Raw genomic sequence first — 11,785 nt, forward strand, 5'->3', positions numbered from 1 at the left:
CTGAAGGCGGTGCGGCGGAACATCCAGATGGTGTTCCAGGACCCGTACACCTCGCTCAACCCGCGGATGACGGTCGGCGACATCATCGGCGAGCCGTACGAGATCCACCCGGAGGTCGCTCCCAAGGGCGACCGGCGCCGCAAGGTGCAGGACCTGCTGGACGTCGTCGGGCTGAACCCGGAGTACATCAACCGCTATCCGCACCAGTTCTCCGGCGGCCAGCGCCAGCGCATCGGCATCGCGCGCGGCCTCGCGCTCAACCCGGAGATCATCATCTGCGACGAGCCGGTGTCGGCCCTGGACGTGTCGGTCCAGGCGCAGGTCATCAACCTGATGGACAAGCTGCAGGACGAGTTCAACCTGTCCTACATCTTCATCGCGCACGACCTGTCCATCGTCCGGCACATCTCCGACCGGGTCGGCGTCATGTACCTCGGCAAGATGGCCGAGATCGGCACCGACGAGCAGATCTACGACCACCCCACGCACCCCTACACCCAGGCGCTGCTGTCGGCGGTCCCGGTCCCGGACCCCGAGATGCGCGAGGGCCGCGAGCGGATCATCCTCACCGGCGACGTCCCGTCCCCGGCGAACCCGCCGTCCGGCTGCCGCTTCCGCACCCGCTGCTGGAAGGCGGAGCAGAAGTGCGCGGACGAGGTGCCGCTGCTGGCTGTCCCGGAGCGGTTCCGGGGCGAGGACACCCCGGCGGCGCACGAGTCGGCGTGTCACTTCGCGGAGGAGAAGGACGTGGTCCACGCCTAGCCTCCCGAGGCTCGCTCGGCTGTTCGCGCGGCACGGGTGCGGCACGGTTCCCTTCGCGGGGGAACCGCGCCGCACCCGTGCCGTACTGCTGCCGTGGCACGGTGCGGCCCCTGCGCGGGCGGCCGTCGGGCGCCGGTACGGGACGCCCCGGTGCAACGGACACGCCGCCGCGCGGTGAACCCGTCCGGCGGAGCGGCCGTTGACTTCTCCGCAAGCCGCAAGGGGAGCCGGCGGCCGGCAGGCGGTGCCGGGTCACCCCACGGCACGGCCCGGCATGGACGGGCAGGTCCGTCCGGTCCGGCTCCGTCAGTGAGGAGAGATGTATGAAGTCGTGGCGTTCCCGTATCACCGCCGGCCTCGTGGGCGGCACCGCACTGGTGGTCCTCTCGCCGGCCTCGGGCCAGGTTTTCGCCGCCGACTGGCACCTCGCGGGCGGGTTCTCGACCCACCACATGTGCGTCGTGGAGGGCCGGGCCTACATCGCTGAGGGAAACCACGACTACACCGAGTTCCAGTGCCGGCAGAACGGCGAATCGTGGCAGGTGTGGGTCCGCTGGCCGGCCCCGGCCCGGCCGGTTCACCGCTCGACCGCCCCGCGCGGAACGGGCGGTGACCGGCCCCCGCGGTCTTCTCGCCTCAGGTGCCCGCGCGGCCGTGCAGCACCAGGGCCCAGGCCGAGCAGCCGAAGGAGGCGATACAGGCCACGGCCCGTACGAGGTTCCAGAACACCCAGCTCGACTCGAACCGCTCCCGTACGGCCGCCAGCCCGGCACCGTCGCCGCCGGCCGGCAGCTCGGCGGCGTCGAGCTGCTCGTTGAGCGGGACGTTGACGGCGACGGTGACCAGGAAGACCAGCAGATACAGCGCCAGCGAGGCGATCACGAAGGGCAGCGCGACGCGGCGGTCACCGCTCCAGTGCAGGGCGGTGGCGGCGCCCAGCGCGACGATCGCCCCCATGAAGCAGCTCATGAACCACGGATTGAGGATCGCCCGGTTGATCTGCTGCATGGCCGCCACGAAGGTGCGGTGGTCCCCGCGGTGCAGACCCGGCATGATCGCGTACGAGAAGGCGGCGAACAACCCGGCCATCAGTCCGGTGGTGAGGGTGCCGAGGAGCAGGGCGACGGTCGCGAGCTGTCTCAAGGGAGTTCTCCTTCGCTGCCTGTGGGCAGGACGGTGCGGCAGTGCGGACGGTGGGCACTGCGACACGGAACACGGCCGGCATGGCCGGAACCCGTTGATCATATGAACCCCGACCCCGGCCGCGGGTGACTTTTCCGCCTCCCGCTCCGGGCCGCCGCCCCCCGGCATTCCGGCTGCCCCGGCTCCTGCTGCCCTGTCCCGCCTTCCTGCTGCTCCTGGTCCGGGATCCGGGCTCCGGCTGCACCTTCAGCCGGAACCACACGGCCTTGCCGACGCTCCCGGCACCGAGGTCCACGGTGCCGTACACGCCCCAGTCGTCCGCGCACGCCGCCATCAACTCCAGCCCGCGCCCGCTCTCGTCGGTCTCTCCGGCGGTGCGGCGCCGGGGCAGCGCGGGGTTGCTGTCGCAAATCGGTCGGCGCATCCCACCTGGATCTCGCCGAGTTGGAGGCGAGTGCCGCCGTACTGTGCAACTACGAGCCGTTGTACGTTCCGGGCTTGCTCCAGACCCGCGTTTACGCCTCGGCCATTCACCGCAGCAGTTACGCCCGGCCGGCCGGCAGGCTCGCCACGGACCGGGCGCTCGGCTTTCGGCTCAGGCGGCAGGAAGTGCTCACGGTCGCGCACGCGCCTCGGTTCCACGCGACCGTCCACGAAAGCGCACTGCGTGTCCGGTACGGGGGCCGGGAGGTCGTGCGTGACCAATTGCTGAGGCTGATGGAGGTCTCGCGTCTCCCGAACGTGACGGTGCAGGTCTTTCCGCAGGAAGCCGACGCCCCGGCATTCACCCACCCGTTCATGGTCGTCGAATGGGATGTGAAGGAGCTGAGCACCGTGCTGGTCGACCAGTTGGAAGGCTCCACATATCTGGGTGAGGCCAGGCGGGTGGGCGAGTACCGTGCCATTTTCGAAAGGCTGAGCGAGCTGGCCTTGCCGCCGGTGGATGCGGCGGCCGCCCCGGAGGGGCGCAGGGCGAAGGACTCGCTGGGCTTGCTTCAGCGGCTCCTGTACCCCCTGCTCCAGAAAGGCGTACATGTCTCAGCGCAAGTGGCAGAAATCCAGCTTCAGCGAGGGCGGCGCGGACACGTGCGCCGAGGTGGGGGATGAGGACGGCATATCCCGCATCCGGGAGAGCGACGAGCCGGGCCGGGTCTCGCCACCAGCCGGGCGGCGCTCGGCGCCCTGCTGGCCGGGGTGAAGGCGGACGACTTCGGCGGACCCGGGGAGTGACGGCACGGGACAACGCGGAACGGGCCATGGCGAGCCGCAAGTCCTCGCGGCCGCTGCGCACGCTTCGATGCCCGGCCGTCCGCGTCACGGGCCCCGCCCAAGCGGTGCTCACCCTGCATCACGCCACCTCGGCCGCAGGCCGAGGAAGCCTTGCCGGTGAGTGCGCGGCCGACGCCGAGTACCCGCTGGCCGCGCGGTTTTGACGGCATGAAGGCGCCGTGTGGATCTCGTGTTGGTCCGGTGGAATGATCTTGTATCTTGTACCGCACACATTTCCGAGGACTGGAGCTTCTGTCATGAACACTCGCAGATTCGCCGGCAGGTCGTGCGTCGCCGTCGCCCTGGCCTCCGCGGCCACGCTGCTGATGCCCGCCACACCGGCCGCCGCCGCGGACTGGGACCGGAGCTGCTACAGCATTTCGGCCCCCTACAAGGGCATCAGTGAGATCATCGGCAGGGCCGGCAAGACCAGCAGCAACTGCACGGACGCCACGATCTCCCTGCAGCGCCACCGCTGGTACGGCTGGGAGGAGATGGACTGGGTCCCGCTCGAGAGCGGCTCCGCCATGGCGTACTGGAACTGCACGGGTTCCGGCACCTACACCTACAAGACGGTCGTGGGCGTCGACTCCAACCTCGCCGTCTACGAGAGCGCCGAACGCCGCTTGACCTGCTGAGGACCGACGGCCGGGTCCGGAGGGCCGGGGAGACGGCCGGCGGCCGCGAGCAGCCGCTTGCGGCAGCCCCTGCGGCGGACGGCGACGACGAGGACGATGGCAGCGCAGACGCCGATTCCGAGGACGGGCAGAGCGATGGCCAGTATCAGCCAACCCGCGAAGGCGACAATGCCCCCGGAGTCCCCGACGGCGTACTCGGAGAGTGCTCGGGACGAGCAGGTGACCTCGTAGTCGCCTGCTCGCGGCACGTCGATGGTGTGGAGCGGCATCCAGGTCTCGTCCCGGGTCAGGAACACGTCGGGTCCCGGATCGGTGAGACCGGGGCCGCCCGGCCCGGTGATGTCGCACTCCGGGCCCGGCGACCGGCCCGGGTACTTGACCCAGATCGTCTTCTCGCTCCCCGGACCGAGCCGCAGGGTGACGGTGTCGCCGTTGGCGAACCGGCGGTCGGTGTCCACGGCGTCGGTCAGGCCGGTGAACCGGTACACACCGATGACCACGCCCAGCACGGTCAGTACGACGGCGATCGCGGCCGCTGTGACGTACCAGTGACGGCCGGGACGGAGTTCGTTCGCCGGTATCCGCGGCGGGGCGACGGGCTGCATCACCGCATCCTAGGCCGCCCGTGCCGCCCGCCCGGCGGGCCCCCGGGTGGCCGGGCGGAGGACGGCGTACGCAGGCGGGGGCGGGCGCCGTCCGTTGTTCTCGCTGATCACTCCGGGCCGGTCCCGTCCGCGCCGGAGCCGGCCCCGCCCGCCGATGCCCCGCGCGTGCCGGGGGGACGTCTTCGCCGGTTCTCCGGTTCCCGGTTCCCCCGTTCCCCGCCCGGCACCGGTCCTGGCCGGCGGATCACGTGCGAATGCGGAGACGGGCCCGGGCCGGTGACCGCGAACGGCGCTCTTGACGCGCTGTGCGGCCCGGACGTTCCATGGGGCGGACCGAGAGAGGCAGGGCGTCGTGCCGGGTGGGGAAGCGCGTTCGCAGGGCGAGCCGGTGCGGCGGGGAGTGGCCGTCGAGGCGCACGGGCTCGACGTCATCGGGGAGGCCGAACGCAAGGGCCGCCCCGCGCAGCTGTTCTGGCCGTGGTTCGGGTCGAACGTGTCCGTGCTCGGCCTCGGTTACGGGGCCTTCGCGCTCGGGTTCGGCATCTCCTTCTGGCAGGCCCTGGTCGCGGGGGTCGCGGGCATCGTCTTCTCGTTCCTGCTGTGCGGCTTCGTCGCGGTGGCCGGCAAGCGGGGCTCGGCGCCGACCATGGTGCTGAGCCGGGCGGCGTTCGGCGTGCGCGGCAACCGGCTGCCGTCGGCCGTGTCCTGGATGCTGACCGTCGGCTGGGAGACCGTGCTGGTCACCCTGGCGACGCTGGCGACGGCCACCGTGTTCGACCGGCTCGGGTGGGGCGGCGGCACGTCCACCAAGGTGGCCGCCCTGGTGGCCGTCTCGGTCCTGACCGTCGCCGCGGGCGTCTTCGGCTTCGACCTGATCATGCGGCTCCAGACGGTCATCACGGTGGTGACCGGCGCGCTGACGGTCGTGTACGCGATGCTGGTGGCGGACGAGATCCGCTGGGACACCGTCAGCGCCCTGCCGGCCGGTTCGGGCCAGGAGGTGATGGGCGCGCTGGTCTTCCTGATGACCGGGTTCGGCCTGGGCTGGGTCAACGCCGCCGCCGACTACTCCCGCTATCTGCCGCGCCGCACCCCCGGCTCGGCCGTGGTCGGCTGGACGGCCTTCGGGGGAGCGGCGGCGCCCGTGGTGCTGTTCGTCCTCGGTCTGCTGCTGGCCGGTTCCTCGGCCGGGCTGAGCGAGGCCGTGGCGGCGGACCCGGTCGGCGCGCTGACCACGCTGCTGCCCACCTGGTTCCTGGTGCCGTTCGCGCTGGTCGCGGTGGCCGGCCTGGTCGGCGGGGCGGTGCTGGACATCTACTCCTCGGGGCTGGCGCTGCTGGCCGTCGGGGTGCGCGTCCCCCGCTACGCCGCCGCCGCGATCGACGGCCTGCTGATGGTCGCGGGCACGGTCTGGATCGTCTTCTTCGCCGACGACTTCCTCGGCACGTTCCAGGGCTTCCTCACCACCCTGGGCGTCCCCGTCGCCGCCTGGTGCGGGATCATGCTGGCCGACATCGCGCTGCGCCGCCGCCCGTACGACGACACCGACCTCTTCCGCCGCTCCGGCCGCTACGGCGACGTGCGCCGGCTGCCGGTCGCGATCCTGGCCGCCGCCACCGCCCTCGGTTGGGGGCTGGTCACCAACGCCGCCGCGAACTGGCTGAGCTGGCAGGGCTATCTGCTGGGCCCGCTGGGCCTCGGCGGCACGGCGGGCGCCTGGGCGTACGCCAACCTCGGCGTGCTCGCCGCGCTGGTCTGCGGATTCGCCGGGGCCCTGGTGTCCGGGCGCTCCCGGGTGCGGGACGAGGAGGCTCCAGCGAAGCCGGTCGCGCAGACTGCGGCTGTCGAGACCCGTTCGGACGACATGCCCACCGATGGGTGCTCCCGGGCCCGCACGCGTCGATATGATTCCAAGTATGAGCCTTGAGCGCGTCACCATCACCATCCCCAGTGAAACCCTGAGTGCCGCGAAGGAAGCTGCGGAGCGCGAGGGGTTGAGCGTTTCGGCTTGGCTTTCCCGGGCGGCCGAGCATGCCGCCAAGATCGAGGCGGGACTCGCCGCGGCGGAAGAGGTGCTGGCGGAGACCGGGCCGCCCACTCCGGAGGAGCAGCAATGGGTGGACTCCTTCATGAAGCAGGTCAGTGAGCCGGTGCCCGGGGAGCAAGTCCGGCCCGGCCACCGTGCGGCCTGACGCGGGATGACCACGAGGGGGAGCGGAGTCGTATGAGTGCCTTGCGCCCGGTCGTGTACGACGCCGGAATGCTGATCGCCGCGGACCGTTCGGACGTCCGGGCCTGGCGGGCGCATCGCGCCTACCTGACAGCCGGCGGGGTGCCCCAGGTGCCCGCTGCCGTGGTTGCGCAGGTGTGGCGGGACGGTGCGCGGCAGGCTCGGCTGGTCCAGCTCCTGAAGGGGTGCGAGGTGTCCGGCATGGGTGAGGGCATGGCCAGGGAGATCGGCGAGTTGCTGGGCGGGGCGAAGACGACCGACACGGTCGACGGAGCTGTCGCTGTGCTCGGCGTCCGGCTGGGGGCGGTGGTCGCCACCTCGGATCCGGTGGACATCGGGCACTTGCTCGACCGGATGGGGAGCCGGGGCAAGCGGGCATCGCTCCAGCATGTTTGAGCGCGGCTGTCAGGCCGAGCCGGGCGTCTGCCGTCAGCGCCCAGTGCTGCTGAGCACGTTCACCTGCGGCTGCCGACCAGGTTGGCCGCGATGTCCGCTCGCCACCGCTGGGCCTCGCGTACGCCGGCCTCGGTGAGGTCCGGGCAGGGCAGAGGTGCGTGCGGGCGTACGCCAGGGCCCGTGCGGTGCGCTCGGCGCGTTCGGCCCTCGTAGGGAGCTGGGCGGCCGGCTGTTCCAGCAGGACGCGCACGCTGGTGCCGCGTTCGTGGCGAGGCTGCGCAGGCGGGCGTAGGTCTTCGCCGGGATGGTGATGGTGGGGTCCCACATGGGGTGAGCGTGTCGCGGTGAATCGGGGTTCCGTGGGGCGGGAGGCGTGCGTTCAGCCGTACGGGTGGCCCCAGACGGGGGTTCTTGAGCCGGAGTGCGCGTGGGGCCGGGGTTATTTACGGACTGTCGGACATTCTCGGATCCGGTGGGGTCCCGCGCGGGGCCCGGACAGACCCGAGGAGGCGCCCCATGCGCGGAGTCACGCAAGCCAGGCCGCAGGCCGCCGGGCGCGCCCGGCGGTTCGCCTGCGCGGCCGCGGTCGCACTCGCCGCCACCGGCTGCGGCGGCGGCGGGAACGGCGGCGGAGGGGGCGACGGGACCGGGATCCTCAGCTCGTCCTGGGGCGACCCGCAGAACCCGCTGGAGCCCGCGAACACCAACGAGGTGCAGGGCGGCAAGGTCCTCGACATGATCTTCCGGGGCCTCAAGCGCTACGACCCGGAGACCGGCGAGGCCAAGAACATGCTCGCCGAGAAGATCGAGAGCGACGACTCGCAGAATTTCACGGTCACCGTCAAGAAGGGCTGGAAGTTCAGCAACGGTGAGCCCGTCACCGCGAAGTCCTTCGTGGACGCCTGGAACTACGGGGCGCATCTCGACAACGCGCAGAAGAACGCCTACTTCTTCGAGTACATCGAGGGCTACGACGAGGTCCACCCGGAGGAGGGTGATCCGTCCGCGAAGACGCTCTCGGGGCTGAAGGTCACCGGGGGCCAGACCTTCACCGTCAAGCTGAACCAGAAATTCTCCACCTGGCCCGAAACCCTCGGCTACAACGCGTTCGCCCCGCTGCCCAAGGCCTTCTTCGACGACCACGACGCCTGGGTGAAGAAGCCCGTCGGAAACGGCCCGTACCAGGTCGAGTCCTATCAGAAGGGCTCGGTGATGAAGCTCCGGAAGTGGGAGGACTACAAGGGCCCGGACAAGGCGCGGAACGGCGGAGTGGACCTGAAGGTCTACACCGACAACAACGCCGCGTACACCGATCTGCTCTCCGGCAATCTCGACCTCGCCGACGACATTCCGGCCGCTCAGCTCAAGAACGTCGAGAGCGACCTCGGCGACCGCTACATCAACGAACCCGCGGGCATCATCCAGACCCTCGCCTTCCCCTTCTACGACAAGGGCTGGGGCGAGGGTAAGGAGAAGCTGCGGCAGGGCATTTCCCGGGCCATCGACCGGGAGAAGATCACCGAACAGATCTACCACGGCACCCGCACCCCCGCCTCCGACTGGACCTCGCCCGTGCTCGGCGAGAAGGGCGGCTACCAGGCGGGCATCTGCGGGGAGTTCTGCGACTACGACCCGAAGGCCGCCAAGAAGCTCATCGACGAGGCCGGCGGGCTGCCCGGCGGCAGAATGACGCTCACCTCGAACGTCGACACCGGCTCGCACCGGGTCTGGCTCGACGCCGCCTGCAACAGCATCAACAACGCCCTCGGCAAGGACAAGGCCTGCACCGTCAACCCCGTCGGCACCTTCGCGGACTACCGCAACCAGATCGGCGACGAGCGGATGACGGGCCCCTTCCGGGCCGGCTGGCAAATGGACTACCCGCTCATCCAGAACTTCCTCCAGCCGCTCTACTACACCAACGCCTCCTCCAACGACGGCAAATGGAGCAACAAGGAATTCGACAAGCTCGTGGACGAGGCCAACGCCGAGCGCGACACCGAGAAGGCCGTGCGGAAATTCCAGGACGCCGAGAAGGTGCTCGCCGAGCAGATGCCCGCCATTCCGCTCTGGTACCAGAACGGCAGCGCGGGATTCTCCGAGCGGCTGACGGACGTGAAGCTCAACCCGTTCAGCGTCCCCGTCTACGACCAGATCAAGGTCGGCTGACCCGAGGGCGGCACAGCGGGCCGACGCGGCAGACCCGGCCGGAGGCCGCGTGGGCCCTTCCGAACCGAACCCCGGAGACCCCATGGGACGCTATGTGATCCGGCGGCTGCTCCAGATGATCCCCGTGTTCATCGGCAGCACCTTCCTGATCTTCATCATGGTGTACGCGCTCGGTGACCCCGTCGCGGCACTCTTCGGCGACCGGGCCCCCGACCCCGCCACCGCCGCCCGCATCCGCGCCGAGCTGTATCTCGACCAGCCGCTGTGGAAGCAGTACCTGCACTACATGGGGCAGATCTTCCGCGGTGACTTCGGAACCGCCTTCAACGGGCAGCCGGTGCTGGACCTGATGGTGACGGCGTTCCCGATCACCATCCGGCTCACCCTGATCGCCGTCGTCATCGAAATGATCATCGGCATCGTCCTCGGCGTGGTCAGCGGGCTGCGGCGCGGCCGGTCCGTGGACACCACGCTGCTCTTCCTCACCCTGATCGTCATCTCTGTCCCCACCTTCGTCACCGGCTATCTGCTGCAGTTCCTCTTCGGCGTGAAGTGGGGCATCGTCCGCCCGTCCGTGTCGACCGACGCCACCTTCGGCGAACTCCTGCTGCCCGGCGTGGTGCTGGCCCTGGTGTCGCTGGCGTACGTCACCCGGCTGACCCGCACGTCGATCGTCGAGAACGTACGCGGCGACTACGTCCGCACGGCCCGTGCGAAGGGACTGCCGCGGCGGCGCGTCATCGTCCGGCACCTGCTGCGGAACTCCCTCATCCCCGTCGTCACCTTCATCGGCACCGACATCGGCGCGCTGATGGGCGGCGCCATCGTCACCGAGCGGATCTTCAACATCCACGGCGTCGGCTTCCAGCTCTACCAGGGCATTCTCCGCAACAACGCCCCGACCGTCGTCGGCTTCGTCACCGTGCTGGTGATCGTCTTCCTGCTGGCCAACCTGATCGTCGACCTGCTGTACGCCGTGCTCGACCCGAGGATCCGCTATGCCTGAGCCGCCGCCCCCGGCGCAGCCGTCGCCGCCGCAGAACCCGCACGAGGCCGTGGCCCCGACCGGCAGCGGCGGCGCCGCCGACCTCGCGATGACCGAGGCCGAGACCCTGGAGGGCGGCGGCCGGACCGCGGCCGGGAACGTCCACAACAAGCCCCGCTCCCTGTGGTCGGACGCCTGGCGGGAACTGCGCCGCAATCCGGTCTTCATCATCTCCGCAGCGCTGATCCTCTTCCTGGTCGTCATCTCGCTCTGGCCGCAGCTGATCGTCTCCACCAACCCGCTCCACTGCGAGCTGGCGAAGTCGCAGGCCGGCCGCGAGCCCGGCCACCCCTTCGGCTTCGACACACAGGGCTGCGACGTGTACGCCCGCACCGTGTACGGCGCCCGCGCCTCCGTCACCGTCGGCATCTGCGCCACCCTCGGCGTCGCCCTGCTGGGCAGCCTCGTCGGCGGGCTCGCGGGCTTCTTCGGCGGCTGGGCGGACGCGCTGCTGTCCCGGGCCGCGGACATCTTCTTCGGCATCCCGGTGATCCTGGGCGGACTGGTGTTCCTGTCGGTGGTCACCTCGTCCACCGTGTGGCCCGTCGTGGGGTTCATCGTGCTGCTCGGCTGGCCGCAGATCGCCCGCATCGCCCGGGGCGCCGTCATCACCGCCAAGCAGCACGACTACGTCCAGGCCGCCCGCGCGCTCGGCGCGTCCAACGGCCGGATGCTGCTGCGGCACGTCGCGCCGAACGCCGTCGCCCCCGTCATCGTCGTCGCCACCATCGCGCTGGGCACCTACATCGCCCTGGAGGCCACGCTGTCCTTCCTCGGTGTCGGGCTGCGGCCGCCCACCGTCTCCTGGGGCATCGACATCTCCAACGCCGCAGCCCAGATCCGCAACGCGCCGCACATGCTGCTCTGGCCGGCCGGTGCGCTGAGCCTGACCGTGCTGGCGTTCATCATGCTCGGCGACGCGGTGCGCGACGCCCTCGACCCCAAGCTGCGCTGAGGAGCCGTCATGCCCGCCACCGAGACGACCGCCCGGAGCAGGCCCGCCGGTGCCGCGGGCGGCCCGCTGCTGGACGTCCGCGACCTGCACGTGGAGTTCCGTACCCGGGACGGTGTGGTCAAGGCCGTCAACGGCGTCGACTACAGCGTCGACGCGGGGGAGACCCTCGCCGTGCTCGGCGAGTCCGGCTCCGGCAAGTCCGTCACCGCGCAGGCGGTCATGGGCATTCTCGACATGCCGCCCGGGAGGATTCCGCACGGCGAGATCCTCTTCCACGGCCGGGACCTGCTCAGGGCGCCCGGTGAGGAGCGGCGGAAGATCCGCGGCGCCAGGATGGCGATGATCTTCCAGGACGCGCTGTCCTCGCTCAACCCGGTGCTGACCGTCGGCTACCAGCTCGGCGAGATGTTCGAGGTGCACCACGGCACGTCCCGCAAGGAGGCCCGGTCCAAGGCCGTCGAGCTGATGGAGCGGGTACGGATCCCGGCCGCCGCCAAGCGCGTACACGACTATCCGCACCAGTTCTCCGGCGGCATGCGGCAGCGCATCATGATCGCGATGGCGCTGGCCCTG

At 70.6% G+C, this 11,785-nt stretch carries 13 protein-coding genes; 11 read left to right on the forward strand and 2 right to left on the reverse strand.

All coding sequences use genetic code 11. From position 1 onward, the window contains the following. Window positions 1-762, forward strand: a 762-nt coding sequence (locus GCU69_RS27235; protein ID WP_156207446.1) for an ABC transporter ATP-binding protein, incomplete at its 5' end; no start/stop codon positions are given. A 636-nt stretch (window positions 763-1,398) separates the two neighbouring features. Here the strand turns inward: GCU69_RS27235 and GCU69_RS27240 are convergent. Beyond that, on the reverse strand, window positions 1,399-1,905 hold the full coding sequence (locus GCU69_RS27240; RefSeq protein WP_235978728.1) for an anthrone oxygenase family protein: 507 nt from the start codon (window positions 1,903-1,905) through the stop codon (window positions 1,399-1,401). Between the two features lie 444 nt (window positions 1,906-2,349). On the opposite strand from GCU69_RS27240, the gene GCU69_RS27245 reads away from it, so the two are divergent. From GCU69_RS27245 to GCU69_RS27255, 3 genes are all read left to right on the forward strand, one after another. Then, window positions 2,350-3,012 (forward strand): DUF5753 domain-containing protein, encoded by a 663-nt coding sequence (locus tag GCU69_RS27245; protein WP_268969340.1) that lies wholly within the window; start codon window positions 2,350-2,352, stop codon window positions 3,010-3,012. Continuing rightward, window positions 2,939-3,103, forward strand: coding sequence for a DUF397 domain-containing protein (locus GCU69_RS27250; RefSeq protein ID WP_235978729.1), 165 nt, complete (start codon window positions 2,939-2,941; stop codon window positions 3,101-3,103). The genes GCU69_RS27245 and GCU69_RS27250 overlap by 74 nt, the downstream gene beginning before the upstream one ends. Window positions 3,104-3,431: 328 nt before the next feature. Further along, window positions 3,432-3,812: a hypothetical protein gene (locus GCU69_RS27255; RefSeq protein ID WP_235978730.1), complete on the forward strand. Its 381-nt coding sequence runs from the start codon at window positions 3,432-3,434 to the stop codon at window positions 3,810-3,812. Here GCU69_RS27255 and GCU69_RS27260 read toward each other — a convergent pair. Continuing rightward, window positions 3,779-4,417, reverse strand: coding sequence for a hypothetical protein (locus GCU69_RS27260; protein ID WP_098753815.1), 639 nt, complete (start codon window positions 4,415-4,417; stop codon window positions 3,779-3,781). The genes GCU69_RS27255 and GCU69_RS27260 overlap by 34 nt on opposite strands. Before the next feature lie 352 nt (window positions 4,418-4,769). On the opposite strand from GCU69_RS27260, the gene GCU69_RS27265 reads away from it, so the two are divergent. The 7 genes from GCU69_RS27265 to GCU69_RS27295 form a co-directional block, all read left to right on the forward strand. Beyond that, window positions 4,770-6,344, forward strand: coding sequence for a purine-cytosine permease family protein (locus GCU69_RS27265; protein ID WP_235978731.1), 1,575 nt, complete (start codon window positions 4,770-4,772; stop codon window positions 6,342-6,344). Next, window positions 6,334-6,609 carry a hypothetical protein gene (locus GCU69_RS27270; RefSeq protein ID WP_098753817.1) on the forward strand — a complete coding sequence of 92 codons (276 nt, stop codon included), beginning with the start codon at window positions 6,334-6,336 and terminating at the stop codon, window positions 6,607-6,609. Before GCU69_RS27265 ends, GCU69_RS27270 begins: the two co-directional genes overlap by 11 nt. Window positions 6,610-6,641: 32 nt before the next feature. Beyond that, a complete protein-coding gene (locus tag GCU69_RS27275; RefSeq protein WP_156207449.1) occupies window positions 6,642-7,043 on the forward strand; it encodes a twitching motility protein PilT in 402 nt (133 codons plus the stop codon). 516 nt (window positions 7,044-7,559) lie between these two features. After that, window positions 7,560-9,212, forward strand: coding sequence for a peptide ABC transporter substrate-binding protein (locus GCU69_RS27280; RefSeq protein WP_156207450.1), 1,653 nt, complete (start codon window positions 7,560-7,562; stop codon window positions 9,210-9,212). A gap of 82 nt (window positions 9,213-9,294) precedes the next feature. Continuing rightward, a complete protein-coding gene (locus tag GCU69_RS27285; RefSeq protein WP_098753820.1) occupies window positions 9,295-10,218 on the forward strand; it encodes an ABC transporter permease in 924 nt (307 codons plus the stop codon). Beyond that, entirely contained in the window at window positions 10,211-11,212 is a 1,002-nt protein-coding gene (locus GCU69_RS27290; protein ID WP_098753821.1) for an ABC transporter permease, read from the forward strand. The genes GCU69_RS27285 and GCU69_RS27290 overlap by 8 nt, the downstream gene beginning before the upstream one ends. A gap of 9 nt (window positions 11,213-11,221) precedes the next feature. Next, window positions 11,222-11,785: ABC transporter ATP-binding protein (locus tag GCU69_RS27295; protein WP_156207451.1), on the forward strand; the 564-nt coding region annotated here is incomplete at its 3' end.

The organism is Streptomyces lycii (assembly GCF_009735685.1).
In the GTDB taxonomy this organism is placed as follows: Bacteria; Actinomycetota; Actinomycetes; order Streptomycetales; family Streptomycetaceae; genus Streptomyces; species Streptomyces lycii.